The 19,277-nt window shown below is 39.3% G+C and carries 18 protein-coding genes; 6 read left to right on the forward strand and 12 right to left on the reverse strand.

Annotated features, from left to right (window positions below):
* Nucleotides 1–581 precede the first annotated feature (581 nt).
* The 9 genes from KHS79_RS22505 to cra form a co-directional block, all read right to left on the reverse strand.
* Nucleotides 582–968 (reverse strand): type II toxin-antitoxin system VapC family toxin, encoded by a 387-nt coding sequence (locus tag KHS79_RS22505; RefSeq protein ID WP_212722282.1) that lies wholly within the window; start codon nucleotides 966–968, stop codon nucleotides 582–584.
* On the reverse strand, nucleotides 968–1,171 hold the full coding sequence (locus KHS79_RS22510; protein ID WP_027710006.1) for a type II toxin-antitoxin system VapB family antitoxin: 204 nt from the start codon (nucleotides 1,169–1,171) through the stop codon (nucleotides 968–970). Before KHS79_RS22510 ends, KHS79_RS22505 begins: the two co-directional genes overlap by 1 nt.
* Nucleotides 1,172–1,357: 186 nt before the next feature.
* Nucleotides 1,358–1,819 (reverse strand): hypothetical protein, encoded by a 462-nt coding sequence (locus KHS79_RS22515; protein ID WP_027710004.1) that lies wholly within the window; start codon nucleotides 1,817–1,819, stop codon nucleotides 1,358–1,360.
* A gap of 156 nt (nucleotides 1,820–1,975) precedes the next feature.
* Complete coding sequence (locus tag KHS79_RS22520) at nucleotides 1,976–2,752, reverse strand: hypothetical protein (RefSeq protein WP_212722284.1); 777 nt, start codon at nucleotides 2,750–2,752, stop codon at nucleotides 1,976–1,978.
* Between the two features lie 279 nt (nucleotides 2,753–3,031).
* On the reverse strand, nucleotides 3,032–3,373 hold the full coding sequence (locus KHS79_RS22525) for a hypothetical protein (protein ID WP_212722287.1): 342 nt from the start codon (nucleotides 3,371–3,373) through the stop codon (nucleotides 3,032–3,034).
* Between the two features lie 88 nt (nucleotides 3,374–3,461).
* Nucleotides 3,462–3,848: a hypothetical protein gene (locus KHS79_RS22530; protein WP_212722289.1), complete on the reverse strand. Its 387-nt coding sequence runs from the start codon at nucleotides 3,846–3,848 to the stop codon at nucleotides 3,462–3,464.
* 147 nt (nucleotides 3,849–3,995) lie between these two features.
* Nucleotides 3,996–4,376 (reverse strand): hypothetical protein, encoded by a 381-nt coding sequence (locus KHS79_RS22535; RefSeq protein WP_212722291.1) that lies wholly within the window; start codon nucleotides 4,374–4,376, stop codon nucleotides 3,996–3,998.
* Between the two features lie 57 nt (nucleotides 4,377–4,433).
* Nucleotides 4,434–4,886: a hypothetical protein gene (locus KHS79_RS22540; protein ID WP_212722292.1), complete on the reverse strand. Its 453-nt coding sequence runs from the start codon at nucleotides 4,884–4,886 to the stop codon at nucleotides 4,434–4,436.
* Nucleotides 4,887–5,329: 443 nt separating this feature from the next.
* A complete protein-coding gene (gene cra / locus KHS79_RS22545; protein WP_212722293.1) occupies nucleotides 5,330–6,322 on the reverse strand; it encodes a catabolite repressor/activator in 993 nt (330 codons plus the stop codon).
* A gap of 291 nt (nucleotides 6,323–6,613) precedes the next feature.
* On the opposite strand from cra, the gene ptsP reads away from it, so the two are divergent.
* The 4 genes from ptsP to KHS79_RS22565 all read left to right on the forward strand — a co-directional run bounded on the left by ptsP (nucleotide 6,614) and on the right by KHS79_RS22565 (nucleotide 13,163).
* On the forward strand, nucleotides 6,614–9,520 hold the full coding sequence (ptsP, locus tag KHS79_RS22550; RefSeq protein WP_212722294.1) for a phosphoenolpyruvate--protein phosphotransferase: 2,907 nt from the start codon (nucleotides 6,614–6,616) through the stop codon (nucleotides 9,518–9,520).
* Nucleotides 9,520–10,452 (forward strand): 1-phosphofructokinase, encoded by a 933-nt coding sequence (gene pfkB / locus KHS79_RS22555; protein ID WP_212722295.1) that lies wholly within the window; start codon nucleotides 9,520–9,522, stop codon nucleotides 10,450–10,452. Before ptsP ends, pfkB begins: the two co-directional genes overlap by 1 nt.
* 19 nt (nucleotides 10,453–10,471) lie before the next feature.
* Nucleotides 10,472–12,265 carry a PTS fructose-like transporter subunit IIB gene (locus KHS79_RS22560; protein WP_212722296.1) on the forward strand — a complete coding sequence of 598 codons (1,794 nt, stop codon included), beginning with the start codon at nucleotides 10,472–10,474 and terminating at the stop codon, nucleotides 12,263–12,265.
* A gap of 319 nt (nucleotides 12,266–12,584) precedes the next feature.
* Nucleotides 12,585–13,163, forward strand: a complete 579-nt coding sequence (locus KHS79_RS22565; RefSeq protein ID WP_212722297.1) for a hypothetical protein — start codon at nucleotides 12,585–12,587, stop codon at nucleotides 13,161–13,163.
* A 61-nt stretch (nucleotides 13,164–13,224) separates the two neighbouring features.
* On the opposite strand, the gene KHS79_RS22570 is transcribed toward KHS79_RS22565, so the two are convergent.
* Nucleotides 13,225–15,123, reverse strand: coding sequence for a TIGR00341 family protein (locus KHS79_RS22570; protein ID WP_212722299.1), 1,899 nt, complete (start codon nucleotides 15,121–15,123; stop codon nucleotides 13,225–13,227).
* Between the two features lie 465 nt (nucleotides 15,124–15,588).
* On the opposite strand from KHS79_RS22570, the gene KHS79_RS22575 reads away from it, so the two are divergent.
* Nucleotides 15,589–16,113, forward strand: coding sequence for a hypothetical protein (locus KHS79_RS22575; protein ID WP_212722301.1), 525 nt, complete (start codon nucleotides 15,589–15,591; stop codon nucleotides 16,111–16,113).
* A 615-nt stretch (nucleotides 16,114–16,728) separates the two neighbouring features.
* Nucleotides 16,729–17,721 (forward strand): hypothetical protein, encoded by a 993-nt coding sequence (locus KHS79_RS22580; protein WP_212722303.1) that lies wholly within the window; start codon nucleotides 16,729–16,731, stop codon nucleotides 17,719–17,721.
* 74 nt (nucleotides 17,722–17,795) lie between these two features.
* Here KHS79_RS22580 and KHS79_RS22585 read toward each other — a convergent pair whose 3' ends face one another.
* Both KHS79_RS22585 and KHS79_RS22590 read right to left on the reverse strand, forming a co-directional pair.
* Nucleotides 17,796–18,572 (reverse strand): substrate-binding periplasmic protein, encoded by a 777-nt coding sequence (locus KHS79_RS22585; protein WP_212722305.1) that lies wholly within the window; start codon nucleotides 18,570–18,572, stop codon nucleotides 17,796–17,798.
* A gap of 108 nt (nucleotides 18,573–18,680) precedes the next feature.
* The gene (locus KHS79_RS22590) at nucleotides 18,681–19,241 is read right to left on the reverse strand and encodes a class I SAM-dependent methyltransferase (RefSeq protein WP_212722307.1); all 561 of its coding nucleotides are present in this window, start codon (nucleotides 19,239–19,241) and stop codon (nucleotides 18,681–18,683) included.
* Nucleotides 19,242–19,277 lie beyond the last annotated feature (36 nt).

Below are 19,277 nucleotides of genomic sequence, written 5' to 3' on the forward strand. Positions count from 1 at the left end.
ATTAGCAGAAACTGCAACTCAAAATGTCAAGTAAATCAAGTTTCTTTACATTTATTTCTATTTTTGTATTTTTCTTTTTTCTAGAAATCTACTTGGAAAAAATAAATGTTGCTGACTCTATAGGTGTTTGGTACACCTTATTTTGTGCCTTTGTGTATACAGTACCAATTTATATTTTGCTTCTACTTATTATTAAAGCAAAACATAAATAGGGCTATTATTTTTGATAAACTATACGCCTATATTTGAGGGCTTTTTTATATCACTGAATAAATTTTAAAAAGTGCAAGCTGTATATCCGGAACTGTTGATGTAATTGCTAGTGCTAGTTCCCTTAGTGCTCCTACCCCACCCCAGAATACTAACCCCCTCGAAAAAACTTTCGGTAACTTTAGTTATCGGAACTTTTTGGTTAGTGAATACAAACCATGTACATCAATATTTACAATAGATTAAGAAAGGAGGAAGGGTTTTGTTATGACTACAGGGGGTATTGGGTTAAAGCATACTTCAGCAAGACTAACCCTGTGGTACATATTTACACCATAGGCTGGGTGGTTCTGGTGAAAAGCAGAAGTAATTTAATTCCACTGAGTAGCTGCTTGATAGTCAACCTGGAAGCATTCCGCCAAACCTGCAAGACGTCTATCAAGCGTCCATAATGTTGTACCTGGGGTAATTAGTGTGGAAGCAAGTAATATAATATCTACCAGCCCACATCCTTGGCCATAGAGCTTTTCACGCTCTATAAATTCCATCACTTCATCTAAGCTTGCTTGGTTTGCTGGACGCAATAACCCTATATCACTAAGCGTTCTGGATCGAGGAGCTGGTGGTGTTCCACAGGCTATTTCCGCCACGACCATGGGATGAGTAAGTGCTAAGTCTGCTTGAATGAGACTGATCAGAGTACTATTGCTGTTTCTAAAGTGATCCACCCATACCGATGTATCAACAAGTACACTCATTATGGGTTAGACTCCTCTCGACGACGTGGAATATCTTGCATATCGGGAGCAGTGCCACCAAGAGCAGCAAGACGTTTGGCTGCTTGAACGCGTACAAACGTTTTGATGGCTTCTCGAAATAGCTCTGACTTATCCATGTCAGGGTCGGCCATTTCGAGAGCCTTATCATACAAATCATCGTCAATAGTAACCGTAGTGCGCATAATAGAAGCCTTGATGCATATTGTGATGATAATATGCATCAATATCTGAATCTTGGCAAGTTTTTCATTAGTCAGCACTTAAAATTTGGAAGGATCTACATAGCCGGTAAGCTGGGTTATTGGCTATTTTGGGGGAGAATAATGAAGCAGTTTAGATACCAGCTCTTACCCGATTAGGCGACAACTCTACTCCAACTTAAACTTTTTGGTAAACGGCTTACCGTTAAAAGTGTGCGTACAGCATTTGCAAGCTGGCGAAAGGCTTGTCTCATCTATTTCAGGTGCTACCACTTGCAATAGGCCGTCTTTATCTACATATAAACCACTAAAGTAGCTGCTTTCACTTGTTAAAATGTAGTCGTCTGCATCTTCAATATCCATTGAGACCATCCAAAAAATTGGCTCTTGCTTATCGAGTCTGGCTACAGCCTCACTAAAGACGGAATCCCATCTTTTACCTACCTTAGAGAGTAGGAATCTAAACAATGGCGTATAGTCTAAACCCCGCTGGACATCCTTTTTCATTTTTACTGATTCAGCGTCTTTAGTGTTCCTATCGTAACGATAGCTACTACCAGAGTGATGATGAACACCCCGTGCTTTAGTGTTAACTTTTCTGTATAGAGGTTTTACTCGATCTATCTTCATTCTCAATCTTTAAATAGCCTAACGCCCGCATACATTACCCAGCTAGTGCATTATACATGGGATTTCTATAGTTAGTGCACTGGTCTGGGGGTAGTGCATTATAGGTATACTTATAGTGGACTGTTTGCAGGGTCGTCCACTAATTATTGACCCCCATTAGGTGTCTGGATCCGTTGGCTCAGCAGTTTCTCTACGCTTTCCTCCTTTCCAACATAGTATAACGATCAGAATAAGCTCTATACTCCAACGTTGCTGATACCAAAGGTCATTTTCGCTAATTGGCGCAAATACTGAAAAAGATAGAAACCACACTACTGCAGCTATGCCAAAAATGACAGTTAGCATCGAAATTGACTTTTCAAAATACAAAATCGTCATATAGCCTGACATCAAGGCTGATAATGTTAAAAAACCCCACATATCATTTATGTTCATATATACATGATTTTGATCTGCCCATAGTACCCAGTTAAACAACGCCATCCAAAAAATAACGTTATAGTATAGGCAATAAGATTTCCTAGTATAAAATGAATCTGGTCTATCTAAAATTAGCTGAAATAATCTAATGATGAGTTCTAGCAAGATGATAAGAGTAATATAAAAAGGAACTTTAAATAGATACTTAAAAAACTCTATGCCTTTAGGCATCGCATTCAGTGTAAATACGGTATGAGCAGGAAACCAACCTGCTATATTAGTATAAAATTCCACACTAAAAAGCACTGCCGAAAGAAGAAAAGTATAAACTAGGTTTGTTGGTCTTAACTGTAGTGAAAATGAGAGCCATAAGCCTAAACAAATAGCGGCATAAAACGCTCCAAACACGTTAATAAAAAAACTTAACGTTGGAAACATAAGATATATAACTGCGACATATATTGCACTTTTGATGATTAATTCTTTTTGAGTAATTCTATCTTTACTGCTCACAATAACTACACCTCAGCCAGTTCATGGCCAAATTTCACTTTAGAATCAGTTAGTTTATCACTGACATTTTCACTTTCGAGTAACCGTTACACATAACTTTGTAAAGATCATGAGTACTGATGCTCTACAGGCTAGAAGTGAGAAGAGGGATTACTGAGTGAGCATGTAAAGTGGTTGTTTTTTAATCGATAAGCAGGGTTATCGCTATTTTGGTGGAGGGAACGATCAAGAATATGGCTGGTTAGGGAGTAAGTCTTAGTCGATTATGTGATTTATTGTTTAGCATTGATGATTGCATGACCAGCATTGGCCACTACCTTCTGAATAGAGAAGTGCCCCACATTGAGGACAAGCTTTTGCTTCGCCTTCTGGGCGGTATGGATCCCAACCTTGCCGAAGATAGTAAATAGCCATAGCTTCTTCCCATGTGCAGGCTGATATTGTGTAATATTTTTTCTGACAATCTGGATCAACGCTACCATCATTGAAAGTTAATGGTTTATCGCCTGCTATTAGCATGCATGGCCCTGTATCGTCTTTTAAACACCATGCGGTATAAATTGATTTTTCTCGCTCTTTCCTCATGGCTTTACCGGCAGCATAACTATTAATAAACGACACTCTTACGCAAAACCTAGCTTCATTGTAGGCCTTATGGCTCAGGGTATCCAGTGATGTGGGCAGGTGCTAGATCTTGCTGGATAATATATCACATTAACACTTCATTAATAAGTTTATCTAGTTTTGAGTTTTCACTGGTAGATTTATGTAAAAACAAAACTTCCAAAACGCAGAGTGGCCCAATAAACATTAAGAGCGCCTGTAATCCAGACTCGTAAATAGCGTTAGGAATCATTGGGAGCATTAAAATCAGAAAAGCCCAAATATCTCCTATAGGACGTGTTTTAATATGTACTTTGCTTCCTTTGTCTATGCTCTCAATCCAAATCTCTTTTGATACTGAATAATTGAGTTGCGAAGACGCGATATTTTTATCGAAGCTGAGACCAAAGGTTCTTGCTCCTTTGCGCCTTACTTCTACAAACTTTGTCTTACTTATAAATTTATTGTTAAGGGAATACAATCTATCTATCACACTTTCTGCTGAATGTTCCGTGTTCAGTAGTCGTTTCTTTCTGAATAAACTAATCATAACTGCTAAATCTAACCATTAAAAAACGATACGCTATTCGAAAACCAACTTTAAAGGAGGTTTTTGCCATCCTGTGATGAAAAAAAGAGGCTACATTAAAAATGACTCATCAAAAAAGAAACGAACACCCTCTATGATGAGAGCAGCTGCGAAAATAATTAAGAATACGCTATAAAAAAGGCGGTTGGATATCAAAAATGAAGCTCGTGTAATCACACCAATTTTATTAATAGCTTCTGAATTATGCTTAGTAAACGCTCTATTTTTTAGATATTCTTGTAAACGATGTTTTTCTTCCCCACCTATCATGTAGGGGTTAGTAGAGAGAATAGTCATTTTTTTCCACTCACGAGAATCAATTTTTTTTAGTTTTCTTAAAAGTAATGATATAAGTATTGGCGTTAAAAAAAACTGCCAACTCATTATTATCATAAACACAGCACCAAATATGTGAAAAACTACTTCTGTCATTTGGCAAATATCACTTTGTAAGCTTCATATTTTGTTGTCCAGCTCTTATCTATTAACTTAGTACCACCCTGTCATTATTTGATTACCATTAGTATCATAAACTTCACTTAATATACATCTTCCATGTTCGTCGTATACTGACACATACTCATGCTTTTCAAAATTACTGCTTATCCTTTTGACGGTGGAGACTGGTACCACTATAACTTCAGAGATACCAAGCGTTAGTATTGCTAAATACATTTGAGGAACACCATCTGATGCCTTTTTTACCTTCCCCTTAATTTCATGCACTAATATTTTTTCATATGAAAGATTATTTGTTCGTAAAAATATATGTTTAGGTAGATTGTGATCGTTATGCCCATAGACTAATTTGGGTTTTCCTAGTAGCTTATTTAGCTCATCAATACTAGTGCATAGATTACTGTGCTCAACACCCCCTGTTCTTTCAATTAAAGTAGAGCACCCACTTAAAAGAAATATTAAAAAACAACTTAAAATTCTCATAAACTACTTAAATTAATCAAAATATTAATTTATTTGTTAGTTGGCGGCATATTATGTGTTTATAGATAAAAACACCAGTAGGTTACATGTTCTACTACTAAAGGCTCTCAGTACCCTTAGTGCTCCTACTCCCTCCCAGAATACTAACCCCCTCGAAAAAATTTCCGGTAATTAGAGTTATCGGCTATTTTTACAATCAAAAGATAATATAATACCAAATATGGTAATACGTAATATGTGTAGTACACAGAGTTGAAAGGGTAAGAAAAGGTGGTCTGTTAAGTTGAAGCGTATATAGGCTGATTATTATCTTATTTATGGTATTCGTTAAGGATAGTCGAAAGACGCTTTATATGCCTTTAATGTGTAGTATTTAAAACATGTTCAAGGCAATAAAACTTAAATATTTGCTGTTTTATTGCCTAAAAAGCATATATGAATCATTAACGGCGAACAATAAGTGAGCGAGGAATTACTTCACGTTGTGGTGTATAAGCACCGTTGATTACTTGCATAGCAAGTTGCCAAGAGTGCTCAGCAATTATGTCGTATTGTTGTGGTAGGGAATTGATTTTAATAGGGAGTAAGTCTAAAGCTCTGCTATTACCAAAGGTGGCTAGCTGACAGTGCTGACATTTTTCAAACCAAGTGCTATCCGCAAGGACTGCAAGGATACCTTCCATTAGGGTGTATGATGTAGTGATAACGGCATCAGGGATGCACCCCAGGTTTTCCACAGCTTTATGAAACAGAGTCTTACCAACAGAGCGGCTGTAATGGTCTCCATAGAAGCAGTGTGGAGTAATATTGGGGTATGACTTCAGTGCATTGCGAAAGCCAGTATCTCGTTGTTTGCTGATGGTCAGTTCAGGCATTGCACTTAGCATCACAACATTTTTTGCTTGTTTTAAGTCTAGCGAGCTGACCAGTATTTCTGCACCATGCTGATCATCACTAATCACACTGATGAAGTCTGAATCAGGTAAAGGGCGGTCTAAGCCAATGATTGGTAGCCCCTGTTTGTTCAGTTGCTGGTAGTATTCAACTTCATCCCCTAAGCACGATGACACCATCAATAAGTCAATATTACGAGATGAAAGCATTTTAGCGACTTCAAGCTCTGTAGCAGGGTTATCATCAGAGCTTGCGATAATCAGTTGGTAGCCAGCGGTTCGTGCTAACTGTTCCAGACGCTTGGCAATCCGTAAATAGCTTCGGTTTTCAAAGTCGGGTGTGATAAACCCAAAGGTATTACTCTTACCACGTCTTAACGCAGCAGCAGTATCATTCGGTCGAAAACCATATTGGTTAACGATAGAGAGTACTTTTTCCTGGGTGCGTTGACTAATCCGGTACTTATCTGCTTTGCCATTGATGACGTAGCTGACTGTGGATTTGGATACACCCGCGAGTTTGGCTATTTCTTCCAGTCGCATGAACCGGTTATCCTCACTAAAAATTGCGCTTGATCATACCATAATCAAATCATTTTACTAAGAGACTTGATTTTTTAACTGAATCGTTTAAGCATAGTAGCTGAAACGATAAAGCAAAAACAAGTTTGCGATAACCGATTACTAAAACTAGAGACTGTGAAAAGGTTCTATGGCGTTTATGCAAGGTTCTTTCTAGCAGTATAAGGCTATAAACAAAGCAACAGTATAAATGAACCTAAGTAGCACACTCATTAAGCGTGTAAATAATACGCTAGATATAGGATGGCTTCTATGTTGACCTTAACTTCGCAGGATATAACTTTACATGCCTCGGCCAGTAGTAAGGCACAAGCATTACAGCTTGTTGCAGAAAGCATGGTTGATGGCAACCTGGTTAAAGCGGGGTATTTTGATGCTCTGATGGCTAGAGAGAAGCAAATATCAACGTATTTAGGTCAAGGTATAGCCATTCCCCATGGTACTGCAGACAGTAAATCAGAAGTATTAAACACAGGTATTCGTGTTGTGCAATTTCCTCAAGGTGTTGACTGGGGAGATGGGCAAATTGCTTATATCGTGGTGGGTATTGCGGCTAAGTCAGAAGAGCATTTGACCATTCTACAACGCTTAACTCATGTGATTGGTGATGAGCAGACTGCTGCTGAACTGAAAGATACTAATGACCCTAGCCTGATTGCCGCTGTTTTAAATGGCCAGCAGCCAAGTCAAAAACTGCAATTTGACCGAAACTTTGTGGCGTTACAGCAACCACTTTCTTCACTAAACAGCGCAGCAAGTTTAGCAATGACAAAGTTGCTTGATGCTGACGTAATATCCTGGGAGTTTGCCCATCAATTACCTGAATTGCAGCCACGCTACTTGGCAGAAGGAGTTTGGCTTGTAGGGGGATCGGTGGGGGTGAAACGTTCAGCAATCGCTGCTGTTCAATTGGTAGAGCCAACCATACTTAAGCAGCAACCCTTTAAGTTTCTAGTCATGTTTGCAGCGGTTGACCGTCAACATGAACAGGTCATACAACGTTTAATGCAGTTGCACTTCAAAGGTGCACTATCTCAGCTTGTTAATGCAGTTAATCCCCAAGAAGTGGTTCGTTTGCTTAGTAGTGATGTGATTGAGGGTAAAAATATAACAGTAACAGTATTAAATGCAGATGGATTACATGCGCGCCCTGCGGCTCAACTTGTTAAATCATTGGAAAATCTTGATTGCCAAATAGTCGTTGAGCCTGCTGATCACTCAGTATTACCTGTCAATGCACGAAGCTTAACGCAGCTACTGAGCCTAGGCGTCGTACATGGGCAAAAACTGGTGTTCACTGCACAAGGGTCTCAAGCGGTTAAAGCTTTAGAGGTAATCGAGCAAGGTTTCCTTGATGGGTTAGGAGAGCCTACGGTACCTGTTGTAGATTCAACAAGTAAACCACAGGAAGAACAGCACTTAGAAAAAACGGTACTAACTTCTGGAATTATACAAGGTGTGGGTGCAGCACAAGGCATTGCTGTTGCCCCTATGCAGTTACATTTCAATACACTTGGATCATCAATCGTTGATGATGCTCAACACTATTCTCCCACTGAAGAAATACCGCGTTTGCAATATGCCATTGATGCAGCCAGACAACAGCTTGGCAAACAGGTTGAACGGCTAACCCAAGAAGACTTAGTGGCCATATTGTCGATGCATAGGGATATGCTTGAAGATCCTGAGCTGTCAGATCAGGCCGAACAGTTAATGAAATTAGGACATAAGGCAGAGTGGAGCTGGCAGCAAAGTTTTACCAAGCTTGCTGATATCCAGGCGGCACTGCCAAACCCATTATTGGCTCAGCGTGCAGCTGATATTCGTGATGTGGGTGAACGCGTTTTGCAGCTGTTAACCAAGCATGATGAAGCTTCCTCCTCAGCAGAAGAACCTCATATTTGGGTAACTGATGAATTATTACCCTCTACCCTCGCCGAAATGGATACAGCTTTAGTCAAAGGAATTGCAACAGCTTATGGTGGAGCAAATTCCCATGCTGCAATATTAGCGCGCAGTTTAGGTATTCCTTTAGTGGTTGGATTAGGCGAGTCACTGTTAACGTTAGAAACACCATGGATGGCTATATTGGATGGTGATAAAGGATTATTAGAAATTGCACCAGAGGCATTGCGTATTCAGCAAGCCAAACAAACCGCTGAACGACAAAAACAATTAGAGGCCAGGGCGTTAGCTTCATGCCAACAGCCAGCGATTACCCAGGATCAACATAAAATTGAAGTAGCTGGCAATATAGCTAACTTAGCTGAAGCAGAGAAGACCGTGGAATTGGGTGGTGAAGCTGTTGGCTTACTGCGAACAGAGTTTGTGTTTATGCACTATGCGACGGAGCCAAGTGAAGCACAACAGCAGCAGTATTACCAACAAATTATCCAAGCCTTAGCTGGGCGACCACTTGTTGCTCGTTGCCTTGATGTTGGGGGGGATAAGCCTTTGCCATTTTTACCCCAACCAAAAGAGGAGAATCCATTTTTAGGTGTGCGGGGTATTCGTCTAACACTTCAGCATCCACATGTCTTAGAAACTCAATTAAGCGCGTTAATGGCTGCTGCAGGAGACCAGCCTCTACGCATTATGTTCCCCATGGTTACCGATCTTGCAGAGTGGCATGAAATTAAAGCGATAGCTAAGCGAATTCAGGCTAAATACAGTTGTGCAGACTTGCAATTAGGCATAATGATTGAGGTACCTGCGGCTGCATTACTTGCTGAGCGTTTTGCATCAGAAGTGGACTTCTTTTCAATTGGTACCAATGACCTTTCACAATACACATTAGCTATGGATCGTGGACATCCTAAATTGTCTGCTCGTGTTGATCCACTTCACCCAGCTGTTTTGCAGCTTATTAAACATACTGTCGATGGGGCAAAACAGGGACAAGCTTGGGTTGGCGTCTGTGGTGAAATGGCTGCGGATACCGCAGGGTTAGCCTTATTACTTGGGTTGGGGGTGGATGAAGTCAGTGTGTCATCTAAGGCGATACCTCGTACCAAATTATATTTACGACATATGTCATTTAAAGATTGCCAGCAACTGGCCGAACGTGCACTTAGTCTGTCTGATGCTGACCAAGTAAGAGGGTTGGCAGGTGATTATGTTGAAACTATCACGGCTGTATTGAGCGGAGAGAAAAAATAATGCAGCAGGGCATTGCAACGGTTACGATGAATCCCGCGTTAGATTTAACAGGGCAACTGTCGTGTGTTCAGATTGGCGAAGTTAATTCTATTCGTGATTTTTCCTTACGGCCTGCAGGTAAAGGCGTAAATGTTAGTTGTGTGTTAGCAGATATGAATGTTCCAGTTGCTGCTACAGGGATTTTAGGCGATGAAAATGCGCAAGCATTTAATACCCTTTGTACTAATCGTAATATTCAGGATGAGTTTTTGGTAGTACCTGGCAGTACGCGTATAAATGTAAAAATATCTGCTGATCAGATAACCGAGTTTAATTTTCCGGGACTGGAATTTGGCGATTCGGTAATCCACCAGCTTGAAAATACGATAGAACGCTTGTTGCCTGATTTTTCTTTGTGGGTAGTTTCAGGTAGTTTACCTGCCTGTTTGCCACGAGATTATTATTTTAAATTAATTAGCCATTTAAAAGCACATGGTAAAAAAGTGTTATTTGATAGCAGTGGTCTACCATTTTCGGAGGGTATTAAAGCAAAGCCATGGTTAATAAAACCCAATGCTAATGAGCTTGCCGAATGGGCGGGTTTTTCATTGGAGTCTCCTGAGGCGCAAATAAAGGTGGCCAGAGAATTAATTCAAGGAGGCATAACACATGTGGTCATTTCGAATGGCGCTCAAGGGGTTTTGTGGGTAACTGCTGCAGATTATTGGCAGGCGCAACCACCTAAGGTTGATGTTATTAGCACAGTAGGAGCGGGAGATACTTTGGTAGCAGGTATAGCCTATGGTGTGATGAAACAAGAAACACCAGAGGTTATTTTAAGAAGAGCAACCGCCTTATCAGCATGTGCAGTGATGCAGGTAGGGGTTGGTGTAAAGGACTATCAACAAGTAGAACAGATAAGCCATCTCATAAAACTAAAACAGCAGGTTTAGTAGGCTGAGGAGTATAACGATGAAAATCGCAGTAATAACGTATTGCCCGGGTGGCGTGATAAATACTTTTTTAGCGGCTGATGCTATTCAGCAGGCGGCCAATAAGCTAGGTTGGGAAGTATTAATAGAAAGTAGAAGTCATTTACGCCCTTTTGAACCCCTATCGGTAGAACAATTACAGCAAGTAGACTGTGTAATTGTTGCGGGAGCGGGTGAAACAGATTTATCTCACTTAGAAGGGTTACCTGTTTACCGTGGTGCTATAGAGGGTGTGTTAGCAGCGCCAGAGGCCTGGTTAGAAAATGCAGTAAAACAAGCTTCAAGGCATAGTGATTCTGCTATTACAAATATAGAGCGTCTTGTGGAAAATACAACGTCTAATGATGAAAAAGCACCCCAAAATAATACGGGCAGCACTTCATCCGCCCCGCTTAAAGTCGTGGGTATAACCGCATGCCCAACAGGTGTCGCTCATACTTTTATGGCTGCTGAAGCCCTTACCAGTACGGGTAAGTCTCTTGGCTATGACGTAAAAATTGAGACAAGAGGTTCTGTGGGAGCGAAAAATACGCTGACTGATGAGGAAATTGCTGCTGCTGATTTAGTCATCCTCGCGACAGACATTGATGTGGATACCCAGCGTTTTGTTGGAAAACGTGTTTTTCACACATCAACAGGGCAGGCTTTAAAGCAGTCGAAGCAGGTATTTGAAAAAGCCCAAAAAGATGCTGCCATTTTAGGTGGTAGTACAGCGGCTGGTAATAAAAGTACAGCACAACAAACAGAAGATAAAAGCTCAGCCAAAGGTTTATATAAGCACCTGATGACAGGTGTATCTTTTATGTTACCGGTAGTGGTAGCGGGTGGTTTAATTATCGCTTTGTCGTTTGTCTTTGGTATTGAAGCATTTAAAGAAGAGGGCACGCTAGCAGCTGCACTTATGCAAATTGGTGGAGGGTCCGCTTTTGCGTTAATGATTCCTGTGCTTGCTGCCTATATTTCCTTTTCCATAGCTGATCGTCCAGGACTCGCACCAGGCTTAGTGGGCGGTATGTTAGCAAGCTCATTAAATTCTGGATTTTTAGGAGGGATCGCAGCCGGTTTTATTGCTGGATACATTGCACGCTGGATTAATGAAAAAGTTAAATTACCTGATACATTGGCTGCCTTAAAACCCATTTTAATTATTCCATTTTTAGCAACCCTAGCCACGGGTCTCATCATGATTTATGTGGTGGGTACGCCTGTTGCCAGTATTATGGCATTTATGACAGATTTTCTGGCTAATATGGAAGCGGGTAACGCCGTGTTATTGGGCGCGATATTAGGCGCGATGATGTGCTTTGATTTGGGAGGGCCAGTCAATAAGGCTGCTTATACTTTTGGTGTGGGCTTATTGGCAAGTAAGACCTACTTACCTATGGCTGCAATAATGGCAGCGGGTATGGTACCTGCAATAGGAATGGGCTTGGCGACATTTATTTTTCGTAAGCGCTTTTCTAAAAATGAGCATGAAGCAGGTAAAGCTTCCTTTGTTCTAGGGTTGTGTTTTATATCTGAAGGTGCAATTCCCTTTGCCGCAAAAGACCCACTGCGTGTTATTCCGAGCTGTATAGCAGGTGGTGTTGTCACAGGTGCACTTTCCATGTGGATAGGAGCAACGCTGATGGCACCACATGGAGGTATCTTTGTATTCTTTATCCCTAATGCGGTTAATAGTGTCTTAATGTACTCAGCGGTTATCGGTATTGGTTCTTTAATTACAGCGTTTACCTATGGGATATGGCTGATGAAGAAGCCAATAAAAGAGTAGATTTTATAGTTAACCCTTACTGCCATAAATCACTGTGGTAATTTGCCCCATCATTGATGGGGCTTTTTTTTGCTGAATTTATTGAATGCTTTGATTTCCTAGTTGATAAAGTTACAAACCACTAAAAGCAAAATTATAGTTAGTTTATTGTTGCTCAAAATAGCCTCATAAAAAACCCTTCACTTTGTGTATACAGAGCTGAAAGATGCCTATTGATTTTTTCAAGAAATAGATTTCTAATAGTGACGTTTTGGTCATTCAGGATGAGTCTGTTCAATAACGTTTCTACACTTACTGAACGATATAAAGGAATAATTTGATGTTCAAAAAATTAGCCACACTATCGCTTTCCACTGTATTAGGTTTTTCTTCTGTAGCTGTTGCAGGTAATAACCCATTTTCACAGTATTGTTTTGCTGATGCTCCAAGTACGATGTCAGCTTGGCAAGCGAACCCTCTTTCAGTAACGATGGCCCTTGAGCATGCTAATATTGCATTTATTGGTACCGTTAAGTCTACTGAGCTGGTTAAAGAGGGATATGATGATTCTGGTGTTTTTCGAAGAGAGCAGAAAGTACAGTTCTTAGTGGAAAATACCTTGTACAACAATACTGCATTTGAAACGCAAATGGGTAAAAAAACCGGTGATTTAACCTTGACGTTAAAATCGGAGTTTGGAGGCGATGTATTTAAAAGCCAGTATCCATTTGAAAAAGGAAAGACCTATATTGTACATGCTAATGTTGAGCAGACAGAAGCATATGACAAGTATATTGCAACAGTATTTCCCTGTGGTCCCACAACTTCACTTGCGGAAGAAAAGTCCTATCAGCATATCCAAATTCTGGATGACATCATGGCAGGCATTCTTATTGTAGAGCCTCCCATGCCTCACTAAACACTTTAGAGTAAGTTTTTGCACTCAGCGCTGTTTGCTGAGTGCTATAAATGTTTGTTCACTAAAACTTAATGATCACTGTCATTTCAATTTGTAATGGCTGCTGAATTTTCTCTTCCATCAATTTTTTTATTGAGTCAAGCTCCTCTTTTTTAGGAGGCTGATTGGTCACCAGTTCAAAGTGTACAGATAAAGGATCACTCCGTCGTATAACGACATTACGTAAGTCTGCATTATTTAAAGGAATAGTTGATAAAGCTATTTCCCACCGGTTTTTTTGAACAATTTTATAAAAACTTGTAGCTAATGGAATAGCCACAAAGCATGTCAACATAATTGAAAACAGTAATCCTTTTTTTGCACGAGTAAAGGGTGAAAAGCCTAACCAAAAAAAAGTGGCTGCGGCCGCAAGTACAATACCAGCCAAGTTAGTCAGAAAAAGTAGGAAAGATCCAAAAACTATAGTCCAATCAAGCCAGCCAATACCTATACCTGTTGTTGCAATAGGTGGTATCAGGGCAACCGCAATAGCAACACCTGCGAGACTTTTGGCAATCTCAGCCCTGGCATGGGCATAAGCGCCTGCAATACCTGAAATAATGGCTACGCCCAAGTCTAACAATGTTGGTGATGCCCTAGCGGCCATCTCTGTGGTAATAAACTGTAGTGGAATGATCAAGGTTAATACAACACTAAAGAAAAGCGCTAACGATAACCCGGCTAATAAAGCCTTGCAGCTCAGTGATATTAAACTGAAATCTTGGCGTACAACCCCCATCGCTGCTGAGATAATGGGACCCATTAATGGTGCAAGTAGCATGGCTCCAATTAGCACCGCTGCTGCATTTGCAAATAAGCCCAATGTCGCAAGCAAAGTGGATAAAACCATTAGCGTTAAGTAATTGGCAGATAATGTCGCATTATCCTTCAGTGCATTATAAATATCGCGGAACTCGTCTGTTCCTGCATGCAAGTGCCAGGGAAGGTGTTTGGTAACTAATTCATTTACAGTATCACCAGTAGGTAAATGTTGAACTCGATAACTTTCTTTTTGAGTGGCTGCAGGCTTATCAATGGTTAAATACTTTCCTGGTATCAAATTGATTGCGCGGGGAATTATGCTCAGTTGCAGTGCTTCAGCCTGTGCTTTTTGACTATCTATTCTGTAGTTAATCGTACTTTCACAAGTAATATTAAGGGCGCCTGCTTTAATATGCCCTATAAATTCAGGTAATTTACTTGAGGGCTTGATCGCGATGCAGAACATGCCAAATATAAGTTGTCGTATACTACGAGGTGAGAACAGAAATGTGTGAAATAAACCGTCGTTGATATTTGTTTCGCCAATCAGCTCTTGGATATAGCGTGTATTTCGTGCATGTTCAACAATCGATATTGCTAATACGGCGGTAGAAATGGACTTCTCTTTTTGGGTTACCAGTGTTATTTTAAAAGGCTGCTTTACAAGTAGCTTCCTCCACTGCTGAAAAAATACTTTTAAACGGTCGAAGAGTGAACCACTGCCAATATTGACAGGCTTTAGACCTAAGAAGTCACCAATTTCTACGGAGTTAAGAACGGCCTCATTATTACATACTAATAAGTCTATGCTATGGGTATCATGATTAAAGATATCGTGTACAGCATCAGCCATTTTGGTTGATAAGCCATAACCAACGACTGCATTTGGAGAGTCGGGGTGTGGAAGAATAGCGATAGTACAGTGGCTACCACTTACTTGGGTAATTATTTGTTTTAATAGGTTGTCAGATAAATATAATATTAAAATTGTATGAGGTGGACATTGTTCAAGCCACTCATGTTTTATGTCGTGTGCATGGAGGATTTGAATAGTTGATTGGGGAGCATGTGAAGCAATTAACCTGACTGCATCGTCAGGTGTTGTATCTTCAGTTATCAAATAATATGTTTCTGGAATTTCTTGGGTATTCGTGTCCATTGCATTAATTCGCTTAGGCTAAACTCGTCACAACTCTACCCTTCGTTTTGGGTATCTCATCCAAGTATATATCTATAAAAGAAGTTTACGAGCGTTCAACCAAATGTGATGAAGCCCAAACTGTTGTTCTGAATAGCTCTCAGTGTTTTTTAATGTGTTGATTAGATGAAATCTAAGTCTTATCAAGACTGTAAGTCGTGTCTCGTTATTTCAATAAATTCACTACAAGCTGCATCTTCTTTCTTTGGTTGTACTCAAATAGTTATACCCTTCAATAGGGTATAGTTTATATGTGTGATAGTGTATTTAAGCGGGGGAGCCGTATATTAGTACGGAAGTGGCAAGATGTTGAGATCATTTGCAATAGTAGTGAGCGTTATCCTGCATTGTTATACAACAAATGTACACGCAGGCTTATGCCCGGGGTCTGATTTACATAAAGCGGGGATAGAGCCATTTTTACAAGTGAATGCATTTATATTTTGCGGAAATGGTATTGAAGTATCAGCTCATGATTATCGAGCGTCAAGTTATGACGTGGTTGACATACACTCGAAAAAGTCAGTACTTTCGTTCTCAAAACAACAAACGACTTATGTAGCACTGAAGGGTGATCAACTTAATATTGAAACATTCTACCCGCTGCCAACGGGAGATAACTGGGGGCTAAAGCAATATCCACACTATCGCTACGCTCTTATAAAAAACAAGTTTATAAAAAATTATATATTTCAGACACCTATGATTCCTAAAAAGTCATTACGTGCTGCACAGGGTATGCTAAAAAATATTGATGAAAGTGCTAAGAGAGTACAGCAATTATCTTCAATTTTACTCTTAGCTGCACTTAATAAATCAAGTGAAGCAGAAAAAGCGCTTTTTTCTTTGAATAAAAGAGTTGAAATGGATGTTTACCATTTAGCAGTGCATAAACAAAATGTCACTTTTTTGAAAGAGCATAAAGTTGAAAAAAACACTAGCAGTAAGTGAAAACAATTGTCTGCCTCTAAAATAAGAAAAACCTAGAAGTTATTCGTATTGGGTATATACATCTTTATTTTTAGGTAGTAGCTCCGAGCAAGATAATGTGTAGTTTAATTACTCTTCATTCAAATTGTAAATTTAACAGTTAACATGTATGTTTTTTTACCTATTTATGGGTATTTAAAAACAAAAATAAATAGCTTTAAGAGTTAGGTGATTGAATTCTAGCTTAGAGGACGGGTGAAAAATAAAGGGTTTTATAATTTGGGTTTTTAGAATTGCTATATGGTAGAGCGTGTTTAGATGTTTAACAATGAGTAAAAAGGCTGAGCTCATGAATTTTCAAGTTAATGAATAAGTAAGCTATTGTTGCAAATAACTTATGTTGGCGCGTTATAAGGAGAGGATGGTTTTTTTGATTAAATAGAGCTTAAAATTTATTTTTGTTGAATATACGATATTTAATGATAGCTTAAGATATGATGGGTTTTATAAAAATAATATGTTGGCTAAGCATACATTTTGTTGAATATATTAAATAAATTTAAATATTTATAGGGTTTTAGGGTATGGAATGGAATATGCACTCGTGTTAAAACATTTAACGCTAGAGGATATATCATGAAAATACTTAAATCTCTATTAATTTCACTTTTACTTTTTAGCTTTATTCCCATTTATTCCTATGCTGGTCCAATCAAAGTTGCGCTTGATGGTTTGAAGTTTGTTGTAAAAAATCAAACGTCAGTTGCTATGTCATTTGCAGTCGCCCATACTTTAGGGGGAACTGGGGCAGCGACAGCTGGTTTGTGTGGTCCAAAATTCAGTGTAACAGGTGCTGGAGTAGCGTGTAATAGCAGTGATTTTTTTGCTCACCCACTTCCAACGGGGAATGATTCAGCTATTGCAAATGCATTTGGTGCCAGCTGGCTACTTGGATTTCGAGGGACAGCCTCTGCTTTTGCCAATGCTTCTAAAGGTGACTTTGCAGCAGCAGGTGCCTACGCAAGAGGTGGTGCAGCAGCATCGGCAATAGATGGATCATTAGCTAGCACGGGATTAGTAAAAGCAAGTGGATCATTTTCATTAGGAGGCTTAACCGTTAGAGGATCAAAGGACCCTGCAACGGCCTTTTATGGTGTTGTTGTAAGTGACCAACCAACTCTTGAGTTGAATCAACCATTACTTTCTACTGAAATTGAAGGAATGTCTTTAGAATCTTTAGTCTTACCTGTTTTGCCTGACGAGTTAAGCATGGGTGTACCTGATAATATTTTTTATGCTTTGCTTTTAACGCTTGATGGTGCCACTGGAGCATTAGATGTACAAAATTTTGGCTCTGGAGTTATTTCACCGATTACATTAAGTGATTTTACAGATATGTCTACAGCAGCAGAATCTATTTTTGAATATAATGGACCTGATGAAGTTTTTTTTGATATTCCTTTTACCGATCTCTCGGTAGCTGAACAGGTTATTACATTTGATGCTATGCACTTCATTGTAGCTGTAAGCTCACCTTCTCCTTTTGTACAATTAATTGCTTTCTTATTATTAGCGGTACTGTATAGAAGAAAATCAATTATTGGTAATTGGAGTAAGCTTAGCTGTTGATATTTTATGCTTGCTTTCTTTAGAGTAAAGCCGGTAATAAAATTATCGGTTTTGTTTTGCTTTAAGATTTAGATTTAATATTTCCCCATAATTAAATCATTCATATACTTATCATATGTTCCATCCTGTTTGATTTCTGCAAGACCTGTATTGAATGCTTTAAGTAGCTCTAGAGAGGATTTGATTTTTTTAGGTAACAATAAGTGAGCGGTATTCTCGACAAGAGGTCGGTCATTGAAAGTTATATTTTGTATGATCTCTGGAGGAAACTGTTTGTTTAGGATCATTGATCCTGTAATGGAAGATACTATAATGGTATCTAATCTGCCTCTGACTAACATATTAAAGCTGATATTATCATCGTTGTTAATGATGATATTTAGAGATCTGTCTTCGTATGCGTTCCAGAACTCTTTCGTATATGTATAGCTTCGTGTTGCCCCAATACGAAGCCCAGTTAAATCCGATAATGATTCCCAGTTAGGAAAAGGTAAAGTCTTTTCGTGAAAAAAAACGTAAGCCTCTTTGTGCATGTAATCGCTACAGTAAAAAGTTGGCTGGACTTTTTCTGTGCAGGCCCAGTAAGAAAGAGCTGCATACTTACCACTTTCAGTATCAGCGTAGCTTCGAGCCCATGGTAAGTAGATATAATCTACTTTATAGCCTTGCCGCATAAATGCTTCTGATATGACGTGATTAACAAAGCCATTTTTTTTAATTTGTTGAGAGGTCCAGGGTGGATATTCTCCAGTGGCGATAAGAATAGCTGTATTATCTGCCTTTGTGCTTAACCCAACAGATAGGAGTACCTTGAAAAGGATAAAAGCGAATATCTTATTTGAAAAATGCATATTTGAAAAAATGTTAGTTATGGCATTCTTCTTATTATAGGTAATCAAGTATGGACATGATTACCCATTAATCATTTTTTTGTGAATAAATGCTTTAAAATTAAGGTATTAATTATCTATTGAGCATACCCACATTGTGAATGAAACTTCATCATCTTCAATCGTTTGTTCTTCAACTATTTCAAACTCTGTGTTCGCTAATGCAGCTAGAAATGTACGCCTTGCTTCAGTTCCATGGGGTAATCCTCCATCTTTTATGACAACAAAATTCCCCTCAGGCTTTAGTACTCGATGAGCTTCTTTTAAGCCTTGTTGCTGATCTAGCCAGTGATCAAAAGAGTCAAAAGCAAATACAAAGTCAGCTGAGGACGTTTCAATAGGTAGGCTTTCGGCGCTACCTTCTTTAAATATTATGTTGTTTTCCTTTGAGTGATTAACTGTTTTTTCACGGGCTATTTCTATCATGCGCTGGACTGGATCAACACCAATTAATAGGCCATTTGTAACTTGTTTAGCCGCGTGCCTTAATGCGCAGCCGGTGCCACACCCGATATCGATAACTGTTGAGGATGGAGGTAAATTAAGTGCTTCAACACCAAGTTTATTGGTGGGGTATTCTCCATACTTGTTGGCATACCACTCAGCTGTTTCGGTATTCCAATTACTCATAATTTTTTTCTAAACCTTCATTAAGGATTTTTTGTA

It is taken from the genome of Zooshikella ganghwensis (genome assembly GCF_018263875.1).
GTDB classification, from domain to species: domain Bacteria; phylum Pseudomonadota; class Gammaproteobacteria; order Pseudomonadales; family Zooshikellaceae; genus Zooshikella; species Zooshikella ganghwensis.

Bases quoted from the DNA above. Each gene is read 5' to 3' on its own strand.
- ptsP (WP_212722294.1), top strand. From the start codon at position 6,614: ATGTTGACCTTAACTTCGCAGGATATAACTTTACATGCCTCGGCCAGT.
- KHS79_RS22510 (WP_027710006.1), bottom strand. From the start codon at position 1,171: ATGCGCACTACGGTTACTATTGACGATGATTTGTATGATAAGGCTCTC.
- KHS79_RS22560 (WP_212722296.1), top strand. From the start codon at position 10,472: ATGAAAATCGCAGTAATAACGTATTGCCCGGGTGGCGTGATAAATACT.
- KHS79_RS22590 (WP_212722307.1), bottom strand. From the start codon at position 19,241: ATGAGTAATTGGAATACCGAAACAGCTGAGTGGTATGCCAACAAGTAT.
- KHS79_RS22570 (WP_212722299.1), bottom strand. From the start codon at position 15,123: ATGGACACGAATACCCAAGAAATTCCAGAAACATATTATTTGATAACT.
- KHS79_RS22565 (WP_212722297.1), top strand. From the start codon at position 12,585: ATGTTCAAAAAATTAGCCACACTATCGCTTTCCACTGTATTAGGTTTT.
- cra (WP_212722293.1), bottom strand. From the start codon at position 6,322: ATGCGACTGGAAGAAATAGCCAAACTCGCGGGTGTATCCAAATCCACA.
- KHS79_RS22515 (WP_027710004.1), bottom strand. From the start codon at position 1,819: ATGAAGATAGATCGAGTAAAACCTCTATACAGAAAAGTTAACACTAAA.
- KHS79_RS22585 (WP_212722305.1), bottom strand. From the start codon at position 18,572: ATGCATTTTTCAAATAAGATATTCGCTTTTATCCTTTTCAAGGTACTC.
- KHS79_RS22505 (WP_212722282.1), bottom strand. From the start codon at position 968: ATGAGTGTACTTGTTGATACATCGGTATGGGTGGATCACTTTAGAAAC.
- KHS79_RS22535 (WP_212722291.1), bottom strand. From the start codon at position 4,376: ATGACAGAAGTAGTTTTTCACATATTTGGTGCTGTGTTTATGATAATA.
- KHS79_RS22580 (WP_212722303.1), top strand. From the start codon at position 16,729: ATGAAAATACTTAAATCTCTATTAATTTCACTTTTACTTTTTAGCTTT.
- pfkB (WP_212722295.1), top strand. From the start codon at position 9,520: ATGCAGCAGGGCATTGCAACGGTTACGATGAATCCCGCGTTAGATTTA.
- KHS79_RS22540 (WP_212722292.1), bottom strand. From the start codon at position 4,886: ATGAGAATTTTAAGTTGTTTTTTAATATTTCTTTTAAGTGGGTGCTCT.